This window comes from Aquimarina litoralis (assembly GCF_019295435.1).
Taxonomy (GTDB): Bacteria; Bacteroidota; Bacteroidia; order Flavobacteriales; family Flavobacteriaceae; genus Aquimarina; species Aquimarina litoralis_A.
Genome location: NZ_WEKL01000014.1, coordinates 47,348 through 74,277, shown reverse-complemented (window position 1 = coordinate 74,277; position 26,930 = coordinate 47,348). Strand labels below are relative to the sequence as shown.

General features: G+C 31.2%; 30 protein-coding genes. 23 read left to right on the top strand and 7 right to left on the bottom strand.

The genetic code is table 11. From position 1 onward, the window contains the following. Nucleotides 1-74 precede the first annotated feature (74 nt). Nucleotides 75-1,700 carry an ABC transporter substrate-binding protein gene (locus GBO31_RS09640; RefSeq protein WP_219008127.1) on the top strand — a complete coding sequence of 542 codons (1,626 nt, stop codon included), beginning with the start codon at nt 75-77 and terminating at the stop codon, nt 1,698-1,700. Between the two features lie 119 nt (nt 1,701-1,819). Here the strand turns inward: GBO31_RS09640 and GBO31_RS09635 are convergent, their stop codons facing one another. Both GBO31_RS09635 and GBO31_RS09630 read right to left on the bottom strand, forming a co-directional pair. Further along, entirely contained in the window at nt 1,820-2,107 is a 288-nt protein-coding gene (locus GBO31_RS09635; RefSeq protein ID WP_219008126.1) for a type II toxin-antitoxin system RelE/ParE family toxin, read from the bottom strand. Beyond that, nucleotides 2,100-2,339, bottom strand: coding sequence for a ribbon-helix-helix domain-containing protein (locus GBO31_RS09630; RefSeq protein ID WP_219008125.1), 240 nt, complete (start codon nt 2,337-2,339; stop codon nt 2,100-2,102). The genes GBO31_RS09635 and GBO31_RS09630 overlap by 8 nt, the downstream gene beginning before the upstream one ends. A 207-nt stretch (nt 2,340-2,546) precedes the next feature. Here GBO31_RS09630 and GBO31_RS09625 point away from each other — a divergent pair, with 207 nt between their 5' ends. Both GBO31_RS09625 and GBO31_RS09620 read left to right on the top strand, forming a co-directional pair. After that, a complete protein-coding gene (locus tag GBO31_RS09625; protein ID WP_219008124.1) occupies nt 2,547-2,954 on the top strand; it encodes a carboxypeptidase-like regulatory domain-containing protein in 408 nt (135 codons plus the stop codon). A gap of 297 nt (nt 2,955-3,251) precedes the next feature. Then, complete coding sequence (locus tag GBO31_RS09620; protein ID WP_219008123.1) at nt 3,252-4,319, top strand: hypothetical protein; 1,068 nt, start codon at nt 3,252-3,254, stop codon at nt 4,317-4,319. 78 nt (nt 4,320-4,397) lie between these two features. On the opposite strand, the gene GBO31_RS09615 is transcribed toward GBO31_RS09620, so the two are convergent. The 3 genes from GBO31_RS09615 to GBO31_RS09605 all read right to left on the bottom strand — a co-directional run bounded on the left by GBO31_RS09615 (nt 4,398) and on the right by GBO31_RS09605 (nt 6,763). Then, nucleotides 4,398-5,576 carry a GlmU family protein gene (locus GBO31_RS09615; RefSeq protein ID WP_219008122.1) on the bottom strand — a complete coding sequence of 393 codons (1,179 nt, stop codon included), beginning with the start codon at nt 5,574-5,576 and terminating at the stop codon, nt 4,398-4,400. Between the two features lie 351 nt (nt 5,577-5,927). Further along, entirely contained in the window at nt 5,928-6,179 is a 252-nt protein-coding gene (locus GBO31_RS09610; RefSeq protein ID WP_219008121.1) for a type B 50S ribosomal protein L31, read from the bottom strand. A gap of 104 nt (nt 6,180-6,283) precedes the next feature. Continuing rightward, nucleotides 6,284-6,763 carry a hypothetical protein gene (locus GBO31_RS09605; protein ID WP_219008120.1) on the bottom strand — a complete coding sequence of 160 codons (480 nt, stop codon included), beginning with the start codon at nt 6,761-6,763 and terminating at the stop codon, nt 6,284-6,286. A gap of 233 nt (nt 6,764-6,996) precedes the next feature. Here GBO31_RS09605 and GBO31_RS09600 point away from each other — a divergent pair, with 233 nt between their 5' ends. Next, a complete protein-coding gene (locus tag GBO31_RS09600; RefSeq protein ID WP_219008119.1) occupies nt 6,997-7,527 on the top strand; it encodes a DUF4199 domain-containing protein in 531 nt (176 codons plus the stop codon). Nucleotides 7,528-7,536: 9 nt separating this feature from the next. On the opposite strand, the gene GBO31_RS09595 is transcribed toward GBO31_RS09600, so the two are convergent. Further along, nucleotides 7,537-9,231: a helix-turn-helix domain-containing protein gene (locus GBO31_RS09595; protein ID WP_219008118.1), complete on the bottom strand. Its 1,695-nt coding sequence runs from the start codon at nt 9,229-9,231 to the stop codon at nt 7,537-7,539. Nucleotides 9,232-9,576: 345 nt separating this feature from the next. On the opposite strand from GBO31_RS09595, the gene GBO31_RS09590 reads away from it, so the two are divergent. From GBO31_RS09590 to GBO31_RS09520, 15 genes are all read left to right on the top strand, one after another. Then, nucleotides 9,577-10,146, top strand: coding sequence for an RNA polymerase sigma factor (locus GBO31_RS09590; protein ID WP_219008117.1), 570 nt, complete (start codon nt 9,577-9,579; stop codon nt 10,144-10,146). A gap of 64 nt (nt 10,147-10,210) precedes the next feature. Next, entirely contained in the window at nt 10,211-10,732 is a 522-nt protein-coding gene (locus GBO31_RS09585; RefSeq protein ID WP_219008116.1) for a DUF4199 domain-containing protein, read from the top strand. Between the two features lie 10 nt (nt 10,733-10,742). Beyond that, nucleotides 10,743-11,273, top strand: coding sequence for a DUF4199 domain-containing protein (locus GBO31_RS09580; protein ID WP_219008115.1), 531 nt, complete (start codon nt 10,743-10,745; stop codon nt 11,271-11,273). A 58-nt stretch (nt 11,274-11,331) separates the two neighbouring features. After that, nucleotides 11,332-12,012 carry a DUF4199 domain-containing protein gene (locus GBO31_RS09575; protein ID WP_219008114.1) on the top strand — a complete coding sequence of 227 codons (681 nt, stop codon included), beginning with the start codon at nt 11,332-11,334 and terminating at the stop codon, nt 12,010-12,012. Nucleotides 12,013-12,048: 36 nt separating this feature from the next. Then, nucleotides 12,049-12,771: a DUF4199 domain-containing protein gene (locus GBO31_RS09570; protein WP_219008113.1), complete on the top strand. Its 723-nt coding sequence runs from the start codon at nt 12,049-12,051 to the stop codon at nt 12,769-12,771. Nucleotides 12,772-12,829: 58 nt separating this feature from the next. Then, nucleotides 12,830-13,510: a DUF4199 family protein gene (locus tag GBO31_RS09565; protein WP_219008112.1), complete on the top strand. Its 681-nt coding sequence runs from the start codon at nt 12,830-12,832 to the stop codon at nt 13,508-13,510. Nucleotides 13,511-13,546: 36 nt separating this feature from the next. Next, on the top strand, nt 13,547-14,266 hold the full coding sequence (locus GBO31_RS09560) for a DUF4199 domain-containing protein (protein ID WP_219008111.1): 720 nt from the start codon (nt 13,547-13,549) through the stop codon (nt 14,264-14,266). Between the two features lie 144 nt (nt 14,267-14,410). Next, nucleotides 14,411-14,938 carry a DUF4199 domain-containing protein gene (locus GBO31_RS09555; RefSeq protein WP_219008110.1) on the top strand — a complete coding sequence of 176 codons (528 nt, stop codon included), beginning with the start codon at nt 14,411-14,413 and terminating at the stop codon, nt 14,936-14,938. Between the two features lie 56 nt (nt 14,939-14,994). Next, entirely contained in the window at nt 14,995-15,564 is a 570-nt protein-coding gene (locus GBO31_RS09550; RefSeq protein WP_219008109.1) for a DUF4199 domain-containing protein, read from the top strand. After that, complete coding sequence (locus GBO31_RS09545; protein ID WP_219008108.1) at nt 15,565-16,512, top strand: glycosyltransferase family 2 protein; 948 nt, start codon at nt 15,565-15,567, stop codon at nt 16,510-16,512. It begins immediately after the preceding gene. Nucleotides 16,513-16,669: 157 nt separating this feature from the next. Beyond that, the gene (locus tag GBO31_RS09540) at nt 16,670-18,400 is read left to right on the top strand and encodes a phospho-sugar mutase (protein WP_219008107.1); all 1,731 of its coding nucleotides are present in this window, start codon (nt 16,670-16,672) and stop codon (nt 18,398-18,400) included. Nucleotides 18,401-18,431: 31 nt separating this feature from the next. Then, the gene (locus GBO31_RS09535; RefSeq protein ID WP_219008106.1) at nt 18,432-20,258 is read left to right on the top strand and encodes an ABC transporter ATP-binding protein; all 1,827 of its coding nucleotides are present in this window, start codon (nt 18,432-18,434) and stop codon (nt 20,256-20,258) included. 995 nt (nt 20,259-21,253) lie between these two features. Continuing rightward, complete coding sequence (locus tag GBO31_RS09530; protein ID WP_429725729.1) at nt 21,254-21,772, top strand: RNA polymerase sigma factor; 519 nt, start codon at nt 21,254-21,256, stop codon at nt 21,770-21,772. 31 nt (nt 21,773-21,803) lie between these two features. Continuing rightward, the gene (locus GBO31_RS09525) at nt 21,804-22,448 is read left to right on the top strand and encodes a hypothetical protein (RefSeq protein WP_219008104.1); all 645 of its coding nucleotides are present in this window, start codon (nt 21,804-21,806) and stop codon (nt 22,446-22,448) included. A gap of 10 nt (nt 22,449-22,458) precedes the next feature. After that, entirely contained in the window at nt 22,459-22,902 is a 444-nt protein-coding gene (locus GBO31_RS09520; RefSeq protein WP_219008103.1) for a sensor of ECF-type sigma factor, read from the top strand. Nucleotides 22,903-22,955: 53 nt separating this feature from the next. Here the strand turns inward: GBO31_RS09520 and GBO31_RS09515 are convergent, their stop codons facing one another. Next, entirely contained in the window at nt 22,956-24,014 is a 1,059-nt protein-coding gene (locus GBO31_RS09515) for a WD40/YVTN/BNR-like repeat-containing protein (protein ID WP_219008102.1), read from the bottom strand. A gap of 75 nt (nt 24,015-24,089) precedes the next feature. Here GBO31_RS09515 and GBO31_RS09510 point away from each other — a divergent pair, with 75 nt between their 5' ends. The 4 genes from GBO31_RS09510 (at nt 24,090) to GBO31_RS09495 (ending at nt 26,901) form a co-directional block, all read left to right on the top strand. Continuing rightward, nucleotides 24,090-25,298, top strand: coding sequence for an RsmB/NOP family class I SAM-dependent RNA methyltransferase (locus GBO31_RS09510; protein ID WP_219008101.1), 1,209 nt, complete (start codon nt 24,090-24,092; stop codon nt 25,296-25,298). A gap of 127 nt (nt 25,299-25,425) precedes the next feature. Next, complete coding sequence (locus GBO31_RS09505; RefSeq protein ID WP_219008100.1) at nt 25,426-25,725, top strand: hypothetical protein; 300 nt, start codon at nt 25,426-25,428, stop codon at nt 25,723-25,725. Then, the gene (locus GBO31_RS09500) at nt 25,722-26,153 is read left to right on the top strand and encodes a hypothetical protein (RefSeq protein WP_219008099.1); all 432 of its coding nucleotides are present in this window, start codon (nt 25,722-25,724) and stop codon (nt 26,151-26,153) included. The genes GBO31_RS09505 and GBO31_RS09500 overlap by 4 nt, the downstream gene beginning before the upstream one ends. 97 nt (nt 26,154-26,250) lie before the next feature. Next, nucleotides 26,251-26,901, top strand: coding sequence for a hypothetical protein (locus GBO31_RS09495; protein WP_219008098.1), 651 nt, complete (start codon nt 26,251-26,253; stop codon nt 26,899-26,901). Nucleotides 26,902-26,930: the final 29 nt, after the last annotated feature.

Here is a 26,930-nt window from a genome sequence, read left to right as displayed (position 1 = left end):
CAAAGATTCCAACCTTATGTTAGTATCTTCGTTAAAAGCCGTCAAAGATACCAACAATAATCCGTTTACTAAAATTGAAAATCAACCAATTAACTACTTTAACTTCCTATTTTGCAATAGTTTACTTTTGCATCCTTTGTATTTCTTGTAAAGATGCTACCAAAGAGAATCGTGAGCATTTGATATTCAGATATAATGAATACTCTAATGTTCTTACTTTAGATCCTGCATTTGCCAGGAATCCATCCATCATTTGGCCCACAAATCAATTATTTAATAGTTTGGTACAATTGGATGATTCATTGCATGTACAACCAGATATTGCAAAATACTGGACTATTTCTGATGACAATTTAACCTATACATTCACATTAAGAAATGATGTGAAATTTCATAAGCATAGTGAATTTAAATCTAAAGATAGCACCAGAATTGTAGTTGCTAAAGATTTTGAATATAGCTTTAATCGGCTTATTGATCCCAAAGTGGCTTCTCCTGGAAATTGGGTATTAAAGAATGTTGAAAAATATCAGGCTGTTAATGACACTACCTTCCTAATTCAATTAAAGAAACCTTTCCCCGCTTTTTTAGGACTAATGAGTATGCGTTATTGCTCTGTAGTGCCAAAGGAAATTGTAGAATTTTATGGTAGTGATTTTAGAGCAAATCCTATTGGAACCGGTCCTTTTAAGTTCAAATTATGGGAAGAAAATATCAAATTAGTGCTTCGTAAAAACGAGTTATATTTTGAGAAAGATGCAAACGGGAAACAACTACCTTATCTGGAAGCTATTACCGTGACTTTTTTACCAGACAAACAAACGGAATTTTTACAGTTTGCTAAAGGAAATATTGATTTCTTAAACAGCTTAGATGCTTCTTATAAGGACGAACTCTTAACACCAAGTGGCGAGTTACGGGCAAAATTCAAAGATAAAATCACCTTTACTAAAAGTCCGTATTTGAATTCTGAATACCTAGGATTCTATCTGGAAGGAGATACGGACGAGGTAAAATCTGAATTGATTCGGAAAGCGATAAATTATGGTTTTGACCGTCAAAAAATGATTACCTACTTGAAAAATGGAGTGGGAACACCTGCCAATAGCGGTTTTATTCCTTGTGGATTACCAGGATACAATAAACAAAAAGGATATACTTACAATCCTATGAAGGCAGAAAAATTAATTAAAGAGTATATCAAAATTAGTGGAAATAAAACTCCAACGATCAGAATCGCGACGGATAATAATTATCAAAGTTTATTTGAATTCATTCAGCGTGAATTAGAGAAAGTAGGGCTTACTGTGATTGTAGATGTCATGACACCTTCTACCATTAGAAAAAAGAAATGGAGTGGCGAATTAGATGCGTTTAGAGCTAGTTGGATCGCAGATTATCCAGATGCAGAAAATTTCTTATCTCCGTATTATAGCAAAAACTTTACACCAAACGGTCCTAACTATACGCACTTTAAAAATGAAACTTTTGATCAATTGTATGAACAAAGTTTTTCCATTACAGATCCCAAACTGAGAGAACAATTATATATCAAAATGGATTCTATCGTAATTGCACACGCTCCTATCGTTCCTCTGTATTATGATCAGGCTACCAGATTTGTGCAAAAAAATGTAAAAGGACTTACCAACAATCCACAAAACTTCTTAGTATTAAAAAGAGTTTGGAAGGAAAAATAGATACTTAGAAATCATCAAAACAAGAAATCTGGTACTCATAAATAAAAATTAAGTAGATATATCAGTTTTTATGGAATGTATTTCTATACTTTGCTGTGGTAATTTTATTTTTTACCAATTCATAAAATTTCATCCAAATCCTGCCTTCCGACAATTGCCATTATATCTACAGTATTTTCGTTTACCTTGAAATAAATACTATCAACTCCACAAACACATCGCCTATACCCTGTTTTTATATAATCCACAGACTCGAAGGAAAAAGGTCTATTAGCAATCATATCGAAATATTCAAAAAACGAATTGAGATATTTGTCTGCTTGGGCCATTCCATATTTTTTTACTCCATAATGATGAATCCTAATCAAGTCATTTTTAGCCTCATTACTTAATCGGTATTTAGTCATTCAATAAAGACTTTGAATGCGCTAGAATATCCTCTTTACTATCACTTGAAAACCCACTATTTTCAGCCTTTTCTAGTTTAGCACGAATCCAATCAACTTGGATTTGTTGTTTTCGCGCTTGTCGAATCAAGTCATTCACCAATTCACTTTTGCTAGAATACTCTTTATTGTCCACTTGGGCTTTTAGCCATTCATCATTTGGTTTTGTAAATGATATACTTTGTCTCGCCATAACTTTATCTTTGATGTAAAATTACACCAAATAAGAATCATTTCAAAATTTCATCAACTAAGCATTATAAAATATGTATACGTCATAATTAAAAGAGTTTGGAAGGAAAAATAGATACTTAAACTATAATAGTTTTCGTGAATTTCGTAAAAAAGTCTGTAGATATCCCTAGATATTGGATACTTTTAAAACAAAACATCCGCATCAATGAGACGATTCTTTCTACTAGTATTTATCACAACTTTCTTACTAACTTCTTGTGAAGAAGAGGAAGACACTTTAATCATAAATGTAGAAGGAAGAGCAATAGACGACTACACCAATGAAGGTATTATGGGTGTCGAAATATATGTTTACGATTCGGGAACTCCAATACTTGCCGAAACAAAATTAGGTACAAATGATTGTCCTGGCTTTATTTGCACAACAACAGATGAAAACGGGAATTACACTATATCTTTTCCAGATCAACGATCATATGGAATACTACGTGTAAGTAGTACCATACCAGAAAATTATTCGATTTCTGGAATTAACGGAGATATTATTGGCCAAGTTCAAAATGGTGCTAGTAATTCTAGAGTACATTTTAGATTTACAAAAATTTCTAATTAGTCTGTTTTTAACATTACATCCCTAAATAGATCATTTATTTAGATCGCTACTATTTCATAGCAATAGACCAAGCTTGAAAGGGAAATAGATGCTACAGAATCATCTACAAAACAAGAAAATAAACTTTTCATCGATCAAAAATGCGTTTTGTCGATAAATTTTCCCTATATTCGGGATCGATTAATTTTAACAAACCCAAATCTTTTAAAATTAACCAACACAATCGAGGCATAAAAACTCCTTTCTGACTTGGTGAATTTTATCTGATACTTAACCATCTTAAAAAGAAAAAAACAGATGAAAAAAACGTATTTATTTGCAATGGCATCATTATTTTTTGCTGCAGTTTCTTGTAGTGATGATGATTCTAACAACGGACCTGGAGTGGTAACCGTAACTCCAGATCCAACTGAAGAAGTTGCTTTAAACCCAGATGATGTTTCTTCTGGAATTATTATTCAAAACGGTACACAGATCACTGGAAATGCTCCCTCACCTACAGGAACACTTCCTTTTAGTTTAGACAAAACTACACTATCTGGTTTCCAAAAAAATGGTTTCGATATTACTTTTAATGCACCTACAAATTATGCAGGGTCGTATATTCAAGTACAATCATCAGACGGAACCATGGCAGATGAATATTGGGACATCGTACAACCTACTAAATCTCATAAAAAACAAAACCGCTTATTCGGTAAATCAAAAAACAACAGTAAATCCAACGATCAAGAAATCAATATTGATGTAGATTTTGAAGATACTGTGTCTCCAGGAACTTTCTGTTACCTAATTTGTATTTATGATACCGATGGAAATATCAGCCAACCTGTAGAAGTATGTGTAGAAGTAGAAGCTTGGGGAGGAAATCCAAACTTAGTAGGTACTTGGAATCTTACAAAAGAAGAAATTACTTATGATGGAGAAACAGATACAGACATTGTAGGTCAAGAAACCTGCGAATCTTTTACTGTAAACTGTAATAACGATACTGAGTTAACAATAGACGATGCATATTGCTATACCATTAACTTAGCTAAGGTTACCTTTAATGCAGATGGAACCTTATCAGAAACATTTGATGAGTCTAGCAGAAATTTTGATTATTCTGCAACTGTAGAAAACTGTCAAGCTGCTTATGGCGATGTTGAAGAATATAATTACGCTGCTACTGGATATTGGGCATATGACGAAGAAGAATCAAGTCTTACCTTAGTTATTTTTAACGAAACCACTAATGGAGATCCAGCTACATATGAAAACGGTGATGCTTATTCTGTTACTTTAGAAGAAGTTACAGGTACTACATTTATCGTAAACGATCCAGGAGAAGAAGCTATCAAATCTTTCTTTACCAGAGAATAATACGATTACAATTTTTAATGAACAAAAAAAGGTAGTAAGCTTTCTTACTACCTTTTTGTTTTATAACTTACTAAGATGTTACTCATAACTCTTTCTCCATGTTTTTGTTTCTTCAAAAACATGTTCTAAAATCTTTTGATCTTCTTCTGTAAAATCTACTTTACGTCTAGCCATGACCACTTTAGCAACTTCAAAAGCTTTTTTGGTTAAATAAGTAGAAAAACCATTACTTCCACCCCAACTATAACTAGGCACAAAATTACGTGGAAATCCACTTCCAAAAATATTAGCATTTACACCAACGACAGTTCCGGTATTAAACATGGTATTGATACCACATTTAGAATGATCTCCCATCATCAAACCGCAAAATTGCAATCCTGTTTTGGCAAATCCTTCAGTTTCATAACTCCATAAACGTACTGGTGCATAATTATTCTTCAAATTTGAAGTATTGGTATCAGCGCCTAGATTACACCATTCTCCTAACACCGTATTTCCTATAAAACCATCATGTCCTTTATTAGAATATCCAAATATTACGGAATTACTTACCTCTCCTCCTATTTTAGAAAACGGACCAACGGTAGTTCCTCCATATATTTTGGCTCCCATTTTGATAGTTCCATGATCACACAAAGCAAAAGGTCCTCTAATCAAACTACCCTCCATAATTTCGGCATCTTTCCCAATATAAATCGGTCCAGCAGAAGCGTTTAATGTTACAAACGCAAGCTTCGCTCCTTCTTCGATAAATACATTTTCAGGTGCGATCACCTGAACACTCCCTGGAATCGGTTCACTCGTTCGGTCTTCAGTGAGTAATTCAAAATCTTCTTTGATCGCTCGTTCATTCTTAGAAAATATATCCCAAGTATTTTGCACCGTTAATACATCATAACTGTATTGTATGACATCATAGGCATCAAAATCTACTTCCTGATCCTCTTTGGTATAAAAAGCAATCGGTTCATCTTCATAAAAAATAGCCTGCTCTGGTTGCAAGTTTTGAATCATAACCACCAGATTTTTTGTAGGCAAAAAAGAAGCATTGATCATTACATTTTCTGCTACTTCTACCATTGGATATTTATCACTCAGATAATCTTCGGTTACAGTAGAAGTGGTAAAGCCTAAATACTTTTCCCATTTTTCTCGAATGGTTAAAATTCCTATTCTAATATCTGCCACAGGTCTGGTATAGGTAAATGGTAGCAATGCATTTCTGGAAGCCCCATCAAAAAGAATATAGTTCATAGTTGTTTAGATGATATGTTTTCTAATTGGTTTTTTAATCTTTAGATATTTACAAATGCTTCTCGATACCTTCCAGCCATTCTTTAAACTCCTTCCCTTGAGGACGACACAACCTTAGTTATATTCAAGTTGGAGCGATGGACAAGGAAGAGGGTGTTTTGTAACATCCTTTTTTTCCTACCTGAAAGCTCGCCCATCGCTATCGCGATATTGTTTCAAAGGAGGAAGTTATCTTAAGTAAAAGCTTTAATTGCTATCCATTTTCATAATTCGGAATCAAAAATACGGTAACGTATAAAAACAAAAAAGCCTTTCGGTGAAGAAAGGCTTTCTGTTAGTTGTACTACTAAATTACTTTTTGAATTTAGCGTATTTGTTTTTGAACTTGTCGATACGTCCTGCAGTATCGATAAGTTTAGACTTACCTGTATAGAAAGGATGAGAAGTTCTTGAAATTTCTAATTTCACTAACGGATACTCAACACCATCTACTTCTAGTGTTTCTTTAGTATTCGCAGTAGATTTTGTTATAAAAACCTCATCATTCGACATGTCCTTAAAGGCAACTAGTCTATAATTTTCTGGGTGAATATCTTTTCTCATGGTTATATCTTATCATTTTCGAGGTGCAAATGTAAGGATTTTTTATAAAACAGCAAGGTTATTAAGAACTATTTTTATGATTTTTAAAATATCATTTTATGAAATTAATTTCCAATAACTTCACAAACAATTTTAGCTAAAAAATTCCATAAAAGGTCTGTATTATTACCTTCAGCGGAAGCTTCACAATCTTCAGTATCTTCATCTGATTTATTAATATCAATCTGCTTAATACTATCAAAATACAATACTACCATTGCCCTAAGTTCATCCTCTTTCAAATTCAGACTATCTACAAAATAGTATAATTCTACAAATTCAGGTGATTGTTGGCTCAAAAAATCTTGCTCCAATTGGTCTAACTCTTCTTGAGATAATCCGGAAGAATTTTTGGATTTAAATTTCACATCTTCTATAAACTTCTTGTAATTAGAAGTTGGTCTTACGTCTTCAACAAAAGTTTTTACTAAACTTTTAATTTTAAGGTCTTTTTCTTGTTCAGATAATTCATTGTTCTCTTCTACTGAACAAGCTGTAAATAATACAAGCATAAAACTTGCTACATAGAGTAATTTTGTTTTCATATTACAATATTTTGGGAGTTAAAGAGCTAAAAAAACGGCTAAAGTGCATCTAAGCTTTTATTATGTTTGACTTGTAAAAAACAATAAAAATGATGGTTTACCCGTAATTCTATAACGTAAATATAGTCATTTTTAATCAATTATCCGCTTAAAATCCAGAAAATAACTATCTTGTAACTAACATTTTACTATATTTGAAAAGAACAAATAGTACAAAAACCCAAAATAACACAATGAAAAGTAAGAGTATTCCTATAAAAAAGTATGTAATACAATATGGTTTTCTTTTAGGACTTTCTATTATTATATATAGTTTGGTAAATTATTCTACTGGGAATTACACAACCAAAAGTGTATTTCATTATAGTATTCTTTTTTTAATTACTCTTTTTAGTATTGTTATTGGTCTAATTTCTTTTAAAAGAAAAAACAATTACTTTATTAGTCTCAGCGAAGCCTTAAAAATTGGAATTGGGATAACTGTATTAGGCGGGTTTATGGTTACCTTTTGGGAAATAATAGTACTTAAGGTTATTGATCCGGAAATCATAACCCAATTTGAGGATAGACAAATAAAAAAAATAGCAGAAACTTCAAAAGATTTTTCACAAGAAAATATTGAGAGAAAGATAGCAATAATTCAAAAGTTCACTTCTCCATGGATAATGATAATTAAAGGTTTAGTTGAAGATATAATAGTAGGGTTTTTCTTATCTTTTATTACCGGCCTTATCATCCGCAAAAAAAGAGATCCTTTCAGTTAGTAGCATACCCTAGGCATTTTTCAGTTTTTTGATAAAAGCAGAAGGATAGATTCCTGTTTTTTTATGGAAGGCTTTAGAAAATGATTCACTATTCTTAAAACCTACCTCTTCTGAGATTCCTTTAATGGAGTACAAACGAAATTGCCTATCATCTCTAAGTCTATCTATAGCATATCCAATACGTAAATCGTGTAAATAATTAGAGAAACTCTTCCCCATATAGATATTAATCACCTTAGACAAATAGGTAGAGTTCGTATTGATTTCTTTCGCTAGTAAACTAAGACTATACTTTTTATTCAGGTATTTTTTATTATTCTCAAAAGTCGTAATTCCTTTTAATATCGCATCAATGGTTTCTTTGGATATATTTAACTCCTTTACTTTGGTACCTTCTTCGTTCTCAATTGTTTTTTTAGATTCTTCAGACAAGGTATTGTTATAAGCTACTACTGCATTAAAACTCTTTTTATATTGATTACGATCTTTATATACATAAACTAAGAGCCCTATCAACAAAGCAAATCCAACAACAGTTCCTATTATTAGTATAACATATTTCAATTTGTAATCCACTAAATCTGAAATTCTCTCATCGTCATCAGATACGATTTTCGGTGTTTTATAAGAAGCTATGACAGATTTCACGGAATCTGTATACACTTGCTTTGCGATGCTGTCCAATTCAGATAATCGATCGGCATAAAATTTTGTTTTTATTGGATTCTCTTTCTTTTGATATTGATTCATTAAGATCTTGTAAGTATCAAAAATAGCTGGTTTTACTTTTCTTGAAATCTTTAATAAAGAGTCCGTTTTTTCTAGACAAGCAATACTCTTTGAAGCATTATTAATTTGATCATAAGATTTTCCCAGATAATAATAAGCATTTACCAAATCAAGTTTCAAATCATTTTTTTCAATATAGGACACACCTTTGAGTAAACTATCAATGGCTAGTTTATATTCTTTTCCATGGTACAGTATAATCCCTGAATTTATGACAAACGAATGATATAAGTCTTTTTTATCAATATTAAAAGTTTCTTTAATCCCTTTATCATTGTAATACATTGCCGAATCCAGTATCTGTAAGTTAATAAACTCTTTAGATACAAGATCTAGATCAATTAAAGAACTTGCTAATTCCTCATTTTCTGCATATACATATGAATCTTTAAAAAGCTTCAATGCATGTTCATGGAATCCTAAATCACTATTGAGTACTCCTACTGCCCTGTTACTTTCATAAATCATTCTTGGATTCGTTTTTTGCATTGCTACTTGATTTGCCAATCCATAATTACGAAGTGCTTTAGCAAACAACTGCTTTCTATAAAAATATTCTCCCTTTAATATATATGCACGCGCAGGAAACTCTTTGCTATAATTCTTTTCGGTTAATTGAATAATACTATCCGTATAGGTTAAATAAACTGAGGTTTCTTTATAATACTCTGCCAACAATATCCATCCATGTGCAATAAAATAGGTATTCTCTTCATTCTTTGCCTTTTTTAAATAAGCATCCGCATATATATGAGCTTTTAAGGGTTCTTGATCTTTGTACTTTATAAAAGATTGATACAGCTCGAAATACTTTAGGGACTGAATAGAATCTAAAAACTTTTGATCAAAATTAGTTTCTTGAGCTAGTATGATGCTACTTAAAAAAATAAAAAAAAGAAACGTTAATTTTTTCATGCAAAATTTTAATCATTAACTCTGTAAAACTGTCAATCTTGTATCTAAACAGCTTACAAAGCTACTATTAATTCCCGAAATATCGCGAATACACACAAAACGCATTAAACAGCTGAATACAAGATAAATAACCACAAAAAAAGGAGTCTTATTTTATAAAAACCGACCTGTTTTACTTGTTTTTAGCCCTTTTATCCTAATACATTTGTGCTATACAAGCAACTAAATTCTATCAACATATACTGCTAAAATATAGAGCTATTTATCTGTTAAAATATTCTCAATTAGCAATCAACTAAAAACAAAACAGCACATAGTATTGAATCATAAGGGAACTAAAATAGTATGGAAACAACAAATGAAAAAGAAATCATAAAGGGAATTATTGATGGAGATGAAACTATTTTAAAATCATTCTATCAGTACAACCTTCCCCTTGTAAAAAACTACATTTTAAAACAAGGAGGTAGCACACAGGACACTGAGGATATTTTTCAGGATGCATTAGTACTGTTATACCTGAAACTACGATCTGATAACACAATTATTAAAACTACAGTAAACGGTTTTTTCTACGGTATTTGTAAAAATCTATGGTTTAACCATGCTCGAAAAGAACGTAAATGGGGAATGGCTGAAATTCTGGATGATCAGTATCAGGACGATACCCCTACTATTTCTGAAGAACTATTTCAAAAAGATCGACAAAATTTGTTCAACACCTATTTTGTAACATTAAAAGATACTACAAAACAGTTATGGCAGTACTTTTTTGAGGAAAAGAGTTCAAAAGAAATTGCTTTTACTATGGGATATTCAGAAACCTATGTACGTAAAAAGAAATACGATACTAAAAAAAGGATGATACAAAAGATATCCAAAGATCCAGTTTTTAAGGAACTAGTAGAAATATAGGGTTTACATTAGGAAAGTATTTATATTTATGTTTTATAAATAATATATGAGCCCTAATACATCTATGATAAAGCACATCCTAAAATATGGAGTTATTTTTGGAATTCTTTGTGCAACTTCCGGCTTTTCATTTTATATTTCTGGTAATTATGGAAAATACAGAACGCTTCATTTCTTCATTCTCTTGACTTTAACTATTTCTTCTATATTTTATGCATTAAACTCTTTTAAAAACAAGAATAAAGAAAACTTAAACCTAACGCAAGCATTAATAGTTGGTATTGGCATATCAATATTTGGTGGATTAATTCCTACAATCTGGGAAATTGTTTTAATTAAAATAATTGAACCAGAAATAATAACACAAATTATCGATGATCAGTTTAAACGTCTCACTGAAAGCTCATCAGATCTGAATGAAGCAGCTATAAACAGGAAGATAGTAATTACAAAAAATGTAAAGTCGCCAATTGGAATGTTAACTATTGGTATAATTGAAGATCTAATAGTTGGATTCTTTATTTCATTAATAATAGGACTTATTTTAAGAAAAAAACAAATCACATTAAATAACATATCAGAATAAGCTGGATTTCATGATAAACTTTAAAAAACCAATAATAAGTAACATTCTTAAATATGGGGTTATTTTTGGAATTATTTTATCACTTTTTATTTTTCTAATTTATTTAAATGGTGATTATACCAATCAAAACTTATTCCATCTAACAGTCCTTATTTTGATTACTTCATGTTCTATAATAGCAGGTTTACTATCTTATAAAAAAGATAACAATAAGGCTCTTACTATTATGGAAGCTATCATATTAGGCACTGGAATTTCACTTTTAGGAGGTTTTATATCCGTTATAATTGAAGTCTTGATCGCTAATCTTGATGCCGATATCATTAATAATCTTAAAGAATATCAATACGAAAAAATCACTAAGAATAATACAAACATTTCTAAAGAAAAAATTGATCAATTAATAAGAAAAACAAATGAACAAACTACACCAATTTCTTGGATTATTAAAGGTTTAGCAGAAGATCTAATCGTAGGAATCGTATTCTCATTAATTGGTGGCTTAATTATTAGAAAGAAAAAGAAAGAATCGCTTACGTAACTTATATCCTAAGTACTAATCAACTATAATACAAACTATGAAAAATTATAATGCATTTATGAAAAAGCTAATTGAAAAACATGGATTTACTTTTGGTATCATAAGCATGTTAATYTTTAGCATTTTAACATCTTATATGGGACTTACTGTTAGAAATCATTTATTTCAGATTTCTATACTCATATTAACAATCGTCTTTGTTTTTATGCTTAGATTGATACAATTCAAAAAACACATACTTAAATATGGTGTCATTTTAGGGGTAGCGACTGTTATTTATACTCTTTCCTTTAAGTTGTTGGACGAATCAGGGATTAAATTTACTAGAACTCGTTTATTTGTTTTACTTTTTATTACTATTGGAAGCATATTGTTAGGGTTACAAGTCTTTAAAAAAAATAACGATGGCTATATCAGTCTTAAAGAAGTATTAAAAATTAGTATAGGAATATCATTAATGGGAGGGCTTGTTGCGGTATTATGGAGAATACTACGAATTCATGTTATAGATACAGAGTTTATAGATCAAGTCAATGAGAATAATTTTAAAAGAATGTTAGAAAACTCTATTGAATTTACACAAAAAGATATTGATAGAAGAATGGCTATAATTAAAAGAATGAACTCACCATTAAGAATGATTTCTAGACGTATGGCAGAACATTTAGGTCATGGCATTGTAATTGGCTATGTTCTTGGGCTTTTTATAAGAAAGAAAAAGAAAGAATCACTTACATAATTCATCTCTCAACCACTAATCACTAAAAATCTAACCATGAAATCTTCCAACTTATCTGTGAAAAAACTTATCCAAAAACATGGATTTACCTTTTGTATGATAAGTATGATGTTTTTTAGTTTATTTACATTTTATAAAGGGCTTACTGCTAAGAATCATTTATTTCATATTTCTACACTAATACTAATAATCGTCTTTGTTTTTATTCTTAGGTTGATACAATTCAAAAAGTACATAATTAAATATGGTATTATTTTAGGGGTAGCAACTATTATTCATGTTCTTTCTTTTAATTTTTTGAAAGAACTTGAGAACAAATTAACAATAACTCATTTGTTTGTCCTAACAATTGGTTTTTTAATTCTACTTTTCATTACCATTGTAAGCATATTATTAGGGTTAAAAGCTTTTAAAAAAAATAACGATGGATATATCAGCCTCAAAGAAGCATTAAAAATTAGTATAGGAATAGCATTAATAGGAGGGCTTATAGCCATGTTATGTGACATACTAAGAATTCATGTTATAGATTCAGGCTTTATAGATCAGATGAATGAGAATAATTTTAAAAAATTAGTAGAAAACTCTACTGAAATTACGCAAAAAGATATTGATCGAAGAATGGCTATTACTAAAAGAGTGAACTCTCCATTAATAATGATTTCTAGATCTATGGCGGCACACTTATGTAGCGGTATTCTATTTGGGTTGATTTTTGGCTTAATTATCAGAAAGAAAAAGAAAGAATCACTTACATAATGTGTCGCTCAGCTACTAATCAACTATAATACAAACTATAAAAAATTATAATGTAACTGTGAAAAAGCTTATTACAAAACATGGATTTACCTTTGGCATCATAAGTATGTTGCTTTTTAGTTTCCTTACATTTTATAAAGGACTTACTGTTAGAAATCATTTATATCATGTTTCTATACTCATATTAACAATCGTCTTTGTTTTTATGCTTAGGTTGATACAATTCAAAAAACACATACTTAAATATGGTGCCATTTTAGGGATAGCGACTATTATTTATAATTTTCCTTTCAAATTGTTAGAAGAATCTGGAGACTATTTAACTAGACCTCGTTTATTTGTTTTACTTTTTATTACCGTTGGAAGCATATTCTTAGGTCTAAAAGCCTTAAAAAAAAATAACGATGGTTATATCAGTCTTAAAGAAGCATTACAAGTTAGTATAGGAATATCAATAATAGGAGGGCTTATTGCTGTATTATGGAGAATACTACTAATGCATGTTATAGATACAGGGATTATAGATCAGATCAATGAAAATCATTTTAAACAAGTAGTAGAAAACTCTACTGAATTTACACAAAAAGATGTTGAGCGAAGAATGGCTATCGCTAAAACGCGTAACTCTCCATTAATAATGATTTCTAGACGTATGATAGAACAATTAGGTAATGGTATTATTTTCGGTTTGATTATTGGCTTGATCATCAGAAAAAAAAAGAAAAAATCGTTAACATAATTCATCTCTCAACCACTAATCACTAAAAATCTAACCATGAAAACTTCTAACATGTCTGCGAAAAAGTTTATCCAAAAACATGGATTTACTTTTGGTATCATTAGTATGTTGCTTTTTAGTTTCTTTACATTGTATAAAGGAGGTACTATTAGAAATCATTTATTTCATGTTTCTGTAATCATATTCATAACATTCTTTGTTTTTATGCTAAGATTGATTCAATTCAAAAAACACATACTTAAATATGGTGCCATTTTAGGAGTAGTAACTATTATTCATATTTTTTCTTTTAATTTTTTGAAAGAACTTGAGAACAAATTATCAATAACTCATTTGTTTTTCCTAATAACTGGTTTGTTTACTCTACTTTCTATTACCGTTGGAAGCATATTATTAGGGTTAAAGACCTTTAAAAAAAATAACAATGGGTATATCAGTCTTAAAGAAGCATTAAAAATTAGTATAGGAATAGCATTAATAGGAGGGCTTGTAGCCATGTTATGTGACATACTAAGAATTCATGTTATAGATCCAGAGTTTATAGATCAGATCAATGAGAATAATTTTAAAAGATTGGTAGAAAACTCTACTGAATTTACACAAAAAGATGTTGATCGAAGAATGGCTATTGCTAAAAGAGCGCACTCTCCATTAATAATTATTTCTAGACATATGGCGTCACACTTATGTAGCGGTATTATATTTGGTTTGATTCTAGGGCTATTTATCCGCAAAAAAAGAGATCCTATTAACTAAACAAACGCCTACCCTATTATTCATTACCACTTCATTTACTAAACCCTAATACCCTACATCACATCTTTTTCCTTTCAAACTGTAACAAATTCATAAATTTGTATACCTATTGTGTTATATCTAAATAACCAAAACTTTATACATATGGAAAAAGCTGTTAAATCAAGTGGTGTATCTCAAGGGATTACATTAGGTGTTATACTTTCACTAATTACTGTTATTGGCTATGCCGTTTATCAAGACTTATTCACTAAATGGTGGATGATTTTTATACAAATTGGAATTCCTGTTACACTTGGTATCATAGCAGGTGTAAAAGCAAAAAAATTACTCGGTGGATTTATATCTTTTAAATCTGCTTTTACCGCATACTTTATAGCAATCGCATTGGGTACCTTAATTTCTATGCTCGTAAGCGTTGTTATTTTTAATTTTGTTGATCCTGATGCTGCCATAGCTATAAAAGAAAAGTCAATTGAAGTATCTGTTGCCATGATGGAACGATTTGGTACTCCTCAAGAAGCGATCGATCAAACCATTACCGAATTAGAGAAACAAGATACTTTTGGTATCGGAACTCAAATCAAAGGATGGTTTATTTGGATGGTAGTCTACATCATTATCGGCCTTTTAGCATCACTTGCCGTTAAAAAGAAAGAACCAGAATACTAGAAAATATAGAATTCTTCAGAAAAATGGATTACAGTATCAAGTAATCCATTTTTTTTATGCAATTTTCTTACGAAGGAATACCTATATTTGTCAACCAAATCATTTTACTATTGTACATGGAGATTTCTCAGAAAAATTTTATCTCATACATTCTTAAAGTTGCCATCATATCAGGAATTGCAAGAGTAACATTAGATTATTTATTCAGAATACTAGAGCTCTCTCCTATTGCATACTACCTTACTTTTGTATTAGCATTTATCTTAGAGGTATATATTATTGTATTTGTAATCAAAAAATACAAACAGCATAAAACTCCCCTAACCATTATCGATGCCCTAAAAACAGGAATCATTATTATGGGAGTTATTGGATTGTTTTACTGTACGATGGCATATATATATGATATGTATATCGATCCGGATTTTCAAACCAATATGACATTGCGATTTACAGAACAATTTACACCTGATCAAGTGGAGCAAACTAAGCAAAATCTGGCAAATCAGGATCATAGTAAATCGTATTTTGGAGTGATTATGTATACGATTTGGTTTGTGTTTTTGGGAGCAGTAATATCCCTACTGGTAGGATCAATTTATAAAACGAAAGAAGCATCAAAATAAATGGATATTTCTGTAGTAATACCTTTATTAAACGAAAAAGAATCTCTTACAGAATTGTATCAGTGGATTATCAAAGTGATGCAAACGCATCAATATAGCTACGAAATTCTATTTATTGATGACGGAAGTACTGATGGTTCTTGGGAAACGATCACTACTTTATCTCAGCAAGATGCCAATGTAAAAGGGATACAGTTTTTAAAAAATTATGGTAAATCTCAGGCGCTACATGCAGGTTTTGAAGCCGCTACTGGAGAGGTTATTATTACCATGGATGCAGATTTACAAGACAATCCTGAGGAAATTCCGGAGTTGTATGATCTCATTACCAAAGAAGGATATGATTTGATCTCTGGTTGGAAAAAGAAACGCTATGATTCTGTCATTGCTAAAAACTTGCCTTCGAAACTTTTTAATGCTGCCGCTCGAAAAACATCAGGTTTAAAACTCCACGATTTTAATTGTGGCCTAAAAGCCTATAAAAACGAAGTAGTAAAACATATAGATGTACATGGTGAAATGCATCGATATATTCCTGTATTGGCAAAGAATGCAGGTTTTGGTAAAATTGGCGAAAAAGTAGTATTACACCAAGCCAGAAAATATGGTAAAACCAAATTTGGAATGAACCGCTTTGTCAATGGATTCCTAGATTTGATAACCATTTGGTTTATGTCGCGTTTTGGTAAAAGACCCATGCATTTCTTTGGACTGATAGGAACCATATTATTTATTATTGGTTTTTGTTTTTCATTATACTTAGGAATTGATAAATTGTTTATTGCCAAAAAAGGAAGATTAATAGCGCAACGCCCGGAATTTTATATTGCCTTAACTGCTATGATTTTAGGAACGCAATTTTTCCTGGCTGGCTTTCTAGGAGAAATCATGCTAACCAGCAAAAGGACTAAAGAACGATATCATATTTCCGAAAAAATTCACCTGTAAAACCCTATTGAAATAAGGGTATTGTTAAAATTACAGGCGACAAATTGAGGATTTTTTAATAGACGAATATATAACCAAAGTTTAACCAAATACGACCTTTTCTAAGCACCCCACAAACGAAAATTAAATAGTATTTTTGTTACTAAAACCTAGAAACATGCAAATATCAGACACCTCACTACAAACCAGAGTTGAAGAGTGGTTATCACCAATTTTTGACGAGCAAACAAAAGAAGAAATCACAAACTTACAAAAGCAAGATGCTGATGCATTAAAAGAGAGCTTTTATAAAGATCTGGAGTTTGGAACTGGAGGAATGCGTGGTGTAATGGGTGTGGGAACCAATCGTATTAATAAATATACTTTAGGAAAAAGTACGCAAGGATTAAGCAATTATCTGAAAAAAGTATTTTCTGGAGAAGAAATCAAAACCGTTATTGCTTATGATTGTCGTAACAATAGTGATACGTTAGCCGAAGTAGTAGCTAATGTATTTTCTGCTAATGGTATTAAAGTATATCTTTTCTCTAGCTTGCGACCTACTCCAGAACTTTCGTATGCTGTAAAAGAATTAGGTTGTCACTGCGGAATTGTATTAACCGCTAGTCATAATCCACCAGAATATAACGGATACAAAGTATATTGGCAAGATGGTGGTCAATTGGTACCACCACAAGACGGTGAGATCATTGCAGAAATCAATTCTTTGAACTATGCCGATATTCAGTTTGATACCAATGCAGATCTTATTCAAAAGATTGATACCGAAATTGATGTTCCTTTTATAGAAAATAGTGTAAAGAATGGAAGTTTTGCAGCTAGCCAAGATGCCAAAGACAATACTACTATTGTATTTACTTCTTTACACGGCACATCCATCACGGCAGTTCCTGATACCTTAAAAAAAGCAGGATACAGCAATGTACATATCGTGAAAGAACAAGAAGTGCCTGATGGAAATTTTCCAACAGTAAAATCTCCGAATCCAGAAGAGCCTGAAGCACTCGCAATGGCTATGGAACTTGCCAACAAAGTTGATGCTGATATTGTGATCGGAACGGATCCTGATTGTGATCGTTTGGGAATAGCCGTGAGAAATACTGATGGAGAATTACAGTTACTCAACGGAAACCAGACGATGATTGTAATGACCTGGTTTTTATTAAAACATTATAAAGAAAAAGGTCTTTTAAAAGGAAATGAATTTATTGCATCTACCATTGTATCTACGCCAATGATGAAAAATCTAGCTACTGCTTACAATGTAGAATACATGGAAGTATTAACAGGATTTAAATGGATTGCAAAACTGATCAAAGATTTTCCTGAAAAGCATTTTATTGGTGGTGGCGAAGAAAGTTTCGGCTATATGGTTGGAGATTTTGTACGTGATAAAGATGCGGTTACCTCTACGCTATTGGCTTGTGAGATTGTTGCCTTTACAAAAGCCAACGGAAGTTCTTTTTATCAAGAGTTATTACATCTGTACCAAGAGCATGGTTTTTATAAAGAAAATCTAGTTTCCTTAGTTAAAAAAGGAATTAAAGGAGCTGAAGAAATCAAACAAACTATGGTGGATTTAAGAAATAATCCTCCTACTCATTTAAATAATGAACAAATAGTGCTTATTGAGGATTACCAAACCAGTATTGCTACCAATGTTTTAGACAAAACAGAAAGTACTATTGAAATCCCAAAATCTAATGTATTGATTTTCTATACAGAATCAGGAAGTAAAATTGCTGCAAGACCAAGTGGAACAGAACCAAAAATTAAGTTCTATATGAGTGTGCAAGAATCTATTGACGATTTGTCAGCTTTTGATACTGTGGAACAAAAACTGAATACTAAAATTGCAGCCATCAAAAAAGATTTACAAATAAATTAATGACGGTAATCGTATCGTCTCTAAACAATGAATGAATTACTTTAAACAAATTCTTCGCTTTGCGAAGCCTTATAGAATCTATGCTGTTTTAAATATAATTTCTAATATTTTTTACGCATTATTCGGAACTTTAGCAATGGTTTCTTTATTCCCGATGCTAAGTGTTTTATTTGACAAAACTAAAAGAGTACATGAAGAACCAGAATGGTTAGGTATTCTTAAGGTTAGAGAATATTCTGAGAATTACCTCAATTATTTTGTTACCCAAAAAGCRGAGCAAGGAAACGAAGATGTTCTGATATTCATGGTGATATTGGTCATCAGTATGTTCTTTTTTAAAAATATTTTTAGCTATTTAGCGATGTATTTCATTACATTTTTGAGAAATGGAGTACTAAAAGATATTAGAAATGAACTATATGAGAAAACGGTTGACTTGCCGCTTTCTTATTTTTCCGAAAAACGAAAAGGTGATACCATTGCCAGAATTTCTACAGATGTTTTAGAAATACAACATTCTTTTCTCTCTATATTGGAATTAATTGTTAGAGAACCTTTAATGATTCTTTTCACAATTTTTGCGATGTTATTAATCAGTGTGAAGCTTACTATTTTTGTATTTGTCTTTATACCTGTTTCCGGTTTTCTAATATCATTGATTGGTAAAAAGTTAAAAAAACATTCTGATCAAGTTCAACAAGAACAAGGTTTTTTCCTTTCGATTGTAGAGGAAACACTTGGTGGTCTTAAAGTGATTAAAGGGTTTAATGCGGAGAAGATTTTTGGTAAGAAATTCGGAGATTCTACATCAAGATTTTATAATTATTCCAATACCTTATTAAATAGACAAAATCTTGCTTCGCCTACAAGTGAGTTTTTAGGAATTGCAGTCATCGCAATATTATTATGGTTTGGAGGACAAATGGTACTCGTTGAGAAAACCCTTGATCCAAGTCTTTTTATTGTCTATATGGGTCTTGCTTATAATATATTGACGCCTGCAAAAGCTATTTCTAAAGCCAGTTATGGTGTAAAACGAGGAAATGCTGCGGCAGAGCGTGTGTTGGCAATTTTGAATACAACATCTCCACTACAAGACAAACCGACTGCAAAAGATAAAGATAGTTTTAACTCAGATATTCTTTTAGAAAACATATCGTTCAAATATGAAGATGAATATGTATTGAATGATTTCTCCTTAAAAGTTCCAAAAGGAAAATCTGTAGCTCTTGTTGGACAATCAGGAAGTGGTAAATCTACCATTGCCAATCTAGTCACTAGATTTTATGATGTAAATAAAGGTGTTATCAAAATAGACGACATAGACATTAGAGATCTTAGTAAAAATTCCTTAAGAGGATTAATGGGTTTGGTAACTCAAGATTCTATATTGTTTAATGACACTATTAAAAATAACCTGCTTATTGGTGATGAAACAGCTACAGACGAAGAAATACTGGAAGCTTTGAAGATTGCCAATGCCTGGGAATTCGTAAAAGATTTACCGAAAGGTATTGATACTAACATTGGAGATAGTGGTAATAAACTGAGTGGAGGACAGAAACAAAGACTTTCTATTGCACGAGCGGTTCTTAAAAATCCTCCAATTATGATCTTAGATGAAGCTACCTCTGCATTGGATACCGAAAGCGAACGATTGGTACAATCAGCCTTAGAGAACATGATGAAAAACAGAACTAGTATTGTAATAGCTCATAGGTTATCTACGATACAAAATTCGGATTTAATCGTTGTAATGCAAAAAGGAAAAATTGTAGAACAAGGTACTCATGAAGAACTTATTGCTAAAAACGGAGCCTATCAAAAGTTAGTAACTATGCAATCTTTCGATAGTTAATTACTGATTATCAGTTATATAAAAACAAAAAAGAGTGTCTCCACACTCTTTTTCTTCACACAAATCATCTTAATTTAGGGGCTTAATCTAAAATTAAAACTCACTTTTTATAAAAACTCTCACTTTGGGGGAAATGAAAGCACTAACTCATTTTCACGTGGTAAATATACAACCAAAATTCGGATACGCAAACTTTTTTGTGTTTTTTGTCTAAAAAAAATGCATTTTAACATTTATAACACATAAAATATGATATTTTGTAATATTTTTCCTTCAATTATAAAAATTGTATATCAACACTATTTTTCGAAACTATACACTTATAAAAATAAAAAAGAGTGCTCTCGCACTCTTTTTCTTCACACAAATCATCTTAATTTAGGGGCTTAATCTAAAATTAAAACTAACTTTTATTAAAAACTTTCACTTTGGGGGAAATGAAAGTACTAACTCTTAATTACAATGTAAAGATAATACATTTTTTCATTACACCAAATTATTTTGCCATTTTATCTAAAAAAAATGCATTTTAACTATATAAAAATTCGAATTAAATAAAAAAGTAGTCTTTTTCTTACTAATTTAACAAAAATCAAAAAAATATATAATTTTTAAATAAAACCCATAGAAAACAGAAAAGAGTACTTTTCAGTACTCTTTCTTGAAACAAATCATCTTAATCTAGGGGGCATTTTATAAAATAAAAACTCAATTTATCTGAAAACATTTCATCTTGGGGAGAATGAATGTCTTAATTCATAATTACATTACAAAGATATAGCTTTTTTTCAAATTTCCAAACAAAATTTACTTTTTATCTAAAAAAAATGTATTTAAACTTGTTTTATATATTTTATTCCTACAAATTCCTACAAAAAAATATTCAGAAATGAATTAAACCTTTTTTCTGTAAATTAGTCTAAGAGTAAATTAACGAACACTAACCTTTAAACTATAATTTACTTTTGAACGTTCGAGAAGAAGAAAACTTACTTATAGCCTTACAAACTGATAAAGACATTAATCATGCCTTTACTCAACTCGTTTCTTTATATAAGGAACGATTGTATTGGCACATACGAAATATGGTAAAAAGTCATGATGATACAGATGATGTGCTACAGAATGTATTCATTAAGGTATATAAAAACATAGGGAAATTTAAAGGCGAAAGTAAACTATACTCTTGGATGTACCGTATTGCAACCAATGAATCCATTACCTTTTTAAACCAAAAAGCAAGAAAATACAATATCAGTAATGAAGAACTACAACAACAACTGATTCAAAACTTAGAAGCAGATGTATATTTTGAAGGAGATGAGATACAACTTAAATTACAAAAGGCCATAGCTCAATTACCCCAAAAACAACAACAAGTATTTAATATGAAATATTTTCAGGAATTGAAATACAAAGAAATATCAGAGATTTTAGAGACGAGTGAAGGAGCCTTGAAAGCTTCTTACCATCTTGCTTCTAAAAAAATTGAAGAATTCTTAAAAACTAATTAAACCTTTTTACATTTACATCGTCTTATAAATAGTGAAAAAGAAGAATTTACATAACGACAAAGAAGGATTTAAAGTTCCAAAAGATTATTTCGAGAATTTCGAGGAGAAACTTTTTGATAAAATTTCCAAAGATAAAGAAGACTCTTCTACCCTATCCGACGCATTAACATCAGGATTTACTGCGCCAAAAGGATATTTGGATAATTTCGAAGAGCAACTATTACAGAAGCTTCCTAAACATAAAGAAGAAACTGCTGTATTAGATACAATAGCTAAGAATTCTTTTAAAACTCCAGACAATTATTTTAACACATTAGAAAGTAAAGTTTTAGAACAAACAGTTGGTTCTCATAAAGAATCCAAAGTAATCTCGTTATTTTCTCGTAAGAACATTGTATATGTTTCTGGTCTTGCAGCCATGATTGCTATTTTGATATCTATAGCACTTCCTTCTGGTTCAAAAATCGAAGATCCTTTCAGCAGTGTAGAAATTGCAGATATTCAGGAGTATTTTGATGATGGTAATGTAGAATTCAGTGATTTAGAAATTGCCGAATTATTAGATGAGGAAACAAGTTTAGCGAATACTTTTGTGGATGAAGAAATTAGCGAAGAAGAATTAGAAGACTATCTCTATGATGAAGAGTTATCGGAAGATATGATATATGTAGAATAAAAAAGAACACATGAAAAAGATACTACTACTATGTTTGATGATTTTTACTATGAATCTATCCTTTGGCCAAAGAGGACCAAGAGGAAAGGTAAAAGCATTAAAAATAGCATACATTACAGAACAATTAGATTTAAGCAGTAAAGAAGCGCAGCAATTTTGGCCCATTTATAATGAGCATGAGGAAACCATGGACAACCTAAAACGAAGCGAACGCAAATCTATACGTGCTATAAAAGAAGCAAACGGTTTTAATAACATTACCGAAGAGCAAGCAGAAGGTTTCTTGAATAATTATCTTTCTGCTGAAGAACAAAAGTTTCAAGCTCGTAAAAAACTAATTAGTAATCTCCAGAAAGTAATTCCGCATAAAAAAATTCTAAAGCTGATAAAAGCCGAAATGGATTTTAATAAACGTCTTTTAAAACAATTACGGGATAGGCGAAGAGCAAATTAAAAGTTAGAACAAAAGCTTTCCAAAAAGTACTAAACTTTATTTGGAAAGCTTTTTTATTTAAAAGATACCTTTGCTATTCTATTTTTTCCAGCAGCAATAGCAGTACTATCATTTATAAATCGAAGAGTATAAAAACTCTCATTACTTAATTCTTTCCAAGTATTTCCAGCATCATTAGAGATTGAAATTCCGGTAAAACCAACGGTCACCATTTCTTTACCTCCACTATTAGGAATATATCGAATACAACTTTTGTAACCTGCTCCTACTCCATCCGCTACAAGCTTCCAGGTCTTACCGCCATCATTGGTAATCGCTTTATTCTTATTATTATCTTCTGGTTTTGTATAATCTCCTCCAAAAATAATTCCGTTATCCTTATCATAAAAATCCATCGAATAGGCTCCAGAGGTCTCTTTTCCTTGAATGATAGGTGTATTAAAAACTGTCCAGGTTTTCCCTTTATCTGAAGAATAAAAGACTCTAGACGCTATTCCTCCAGAAACAATCCATACTTCATCTCCTATTATTTTGATATTTCCATTACTTGCTGCAAAAGCTGCTTCTCCTTTTACAGCTTTTGGCAATTGATCACAAGAAATTTTGGTCCAATGCTCTCCTCCATCTCTGGTAATAATGATCGATAAGCAATCTTCTGTCGGATCGCCCATAGCTATACCTTCCTGATCGTTCCAAAAAGCAATAGCATCATAAAACACCTTTTCATGTGCTTCTTCATAAACTAATTTCGTTTCTACACTTTCTTTACTTATTTTAAATAGCAAGGCTGGTGAAGCAATACTCAATACAAAAAAATCCGTTTTTGTACTAGCAATCGACCTAAATTGAATTTTCTTTCCTTCAAAATCAATCGTATTGATTTTTTTATTCTTTATCTCAAGGTTTTCGTCAATTTGAAATGTACCATACATATTATTACTACCAGCAAACAAAATCTCATCATCCGAAATAGTAATTGCTCGAATACTGACAGAATCATTAAAAAACGGAACTACAGTAACTTCAGAAAAATTATGGTTTATAACTTTAGACTCTTGAGTTTTACAACTTATAAAAAGCAATAGCATTACTAACGATAGTAAAAATCTCATACACAATATTTTTGCTCAAATATAATACTATTCTAAAGCAAAGAGTTACCTTTGCATCCCTTAAAAAAATAAAGGATGCGTTTACATAGAAATCTGGTTTTTGCCGTAATTGATGGACTTAATGAAATTTTTAATGAGCATGCTTATGCTGATAAAGTAGTTCAAAAATTATTAAAGCGTGATAAAAGATGGGGCTCTAGAGATAGGAGTTTCGTTGCAGAAACTACCTACGATATTGTTCGATGGAAACGTTTATATGCAGAAATAGCCAATGTTTCTGAACCATTTACCAGAGAAAATCTATGGAGAATATTTGCTGTTTGGGCGACCTTAAGAGGAATCACACTACCTGATTGGAAACAAATTGGACCAACTCCAACAAGACGCATTAAAGGGCGTTTTGATGAATTAAGTAAAACTAGGAAGTATAGAGAATCCATTCCTGATTGGATGGATGAATTAGGAGAGCAAGAACTTGGAGTTATTTGGGAAAAAGAAATTGCAGCGCTTAATCAGCAAGCACCTGTTGTGCTAAGAGCAAATACACTAAAGATTTCTAGAGATAAACTGAGAGGTATTTTAGAAGATGAAAATATCGATACGGAGTTTATCAAAGGATATCCATCTGCATTGCAACTTACAGAGAGAGCTAATGTATTTTCTACAGAAGCTTTTAAAAAGGGATTGTTTGAAGTACAGGACGCTTCTTCTCAATTAGTTGCTGGCTTTTTAGATGTAAAACAAGGACAACGCATCGTAGATACCTGTGCGGGAGCTGGTGGAAAAACATTGCATCTCGCCGCCTTAATGGAAAACAAAGGCCAAGTAATTGCTATGGATATTTATGGCAATAAGTTAAAAGAACTAAAAAGAAGAGCTAGACGAGCAGGTGCCCATAATATAGAAACCAGAGTAATCGAAAGCTCAAAAGACATTAAAAAACTTCATCAGAAAGCTGATCGTGTTCTTATCGACGCACCTTGTAGTGGATTAGGGGTTTTAAGTAGAAATCCAGATGCTAAATGGAAATTACAGCCTGAATTTCTGGAAAAAATCAAAAAAACACAATCCGATTTATTAGAGAGTTACTCTAAAATGGTAAAACCAGGAGGGAAATTAGTTTACGCTACTTGTTCCATATTGCCTTCTGAAAATCAGGAGCAAGTAAAAACATTCTTAACTAAAGAAATAGGGAAAGAATTCACCTTTATAAAAGATAAAAAAGTACTTTCTTCAACATCTGGATTCGATGGATTTTACATGGCTTTATTAGAAAGAAAATAAGAACAAATTTAAGTCGAATACGAATCTTTTTAAATCAATTTCACTGAAAATGGGGTGTTTAGAACGCTCCTCAAGTTTGATATTTGTTGTGTACTAAAAAACCAACTCTAACAAATAAAACTGCACAATGAAATTCATTAATCCTCTAATGATTATTTGGTTGGCTATTCAAATGCTAACCATCTATCTAACTTTTTTCTCTCAAAGTCAGGATAGTGTTATTATTTTCTGGATCACCTTTCCTTTTTTTATTCTAAACTGTATCGGTATCGCCATAATTTTGACTGGCAAACCTAAAACTGGGAGTATCCTATTTTTAATTGGCAGTGTAGTCTTCATGCCTATTGGATTAATTGGAGCAATGGGCGCTAGAAAAAACCTGAATCAGATAAAAGAGGATAAATTCATTAAAACATTGAACACATGAAAGCTTTACAAGAAATTTCCCTAAGAAAAAAAATCATCAATCAAAATCTAATAGTAGCATTTATTATGCTTGCAAGTGGTTTTATATTTTTTGCTGTAACTGGTTTTTCAATGCTGATCGGAATTGGGGTTCTATACTTAATCATAGCCGTACTAAACAATAATCTAAAAATTGTAAAAGTATATGAGTCTTATTTAGAAATTAAGCTAGGAGCCATTGCTTCAAAAAAATTCATCAAGTTTGAGAATATAAAGAAATTCAATACTGTCAATAAATTCTTAGAGATTCATTACCACGATGAAGAAAATAAACTTAAAAAAGTTAGAATAGCAACCAAAGTTCTTGAAGAAGAAGATATCGAAGCTATTAATGTAATACTAATAGAAAAAACAAATTTGGATGCGTCAAACGACCTTGTCATTGTATAATTCAAAAGGTAACTGATACCATATTTTCAAGGAAAATCAAGACAAAAACTCTGCTTTTTAGAATTCACAAAAAAGAGCATTAGCTCCATAGCTTTATATGAAAAAAAGCTTTACAATAATTCTGATATTACTCAATCTGTTTCTATTTGCACAAGAATTAATTGTACCCGTAGGCTACGAAATACGCGATCAGGTTATGGGAGATTTAGATAAGGATGGAATTGATGAAAAAGTAATTGTTTACAATATAAAAGACACAACGAATGCAGAGAAAAGCATAAGAGAAATTCAGATATTGAAATCATCTGAAGGAAGTTGGAAGGTATGGAAGAAATCAAGAAATGCAATACAAGAAGGACTAGATGGTGCATTTGATCCAAATGAGCATGATGATTTTGAAAGTATAGATATAACTGATGGAATGTTAATAATCAGTCATTCCTACTATCCGAAAGCTCTTGATAAATGGAGATATGTTGATACCTATAGATTTCAAAACAATGACTTTGAACTGGTAGCTCATCATAGTTTCTCCCTATTAGCATTTGAATACATAGTAAACTGGGATTTTAATACGGTTACAGGAAGAATCGAATACAAAAAGGAATTTATTGATAATAATTATACCACGTATAAAACTGAAGAAGAAATATTTTACAAAAAAGATGTGAAAGTTAGTTTAGGAAATCGATATCTAAAAAATATAAAAATACGATCTCCTAAATACAAAAAAGAGCTAGGTCTATAAGGAGAAAACTCACATTGATTCTAATCACT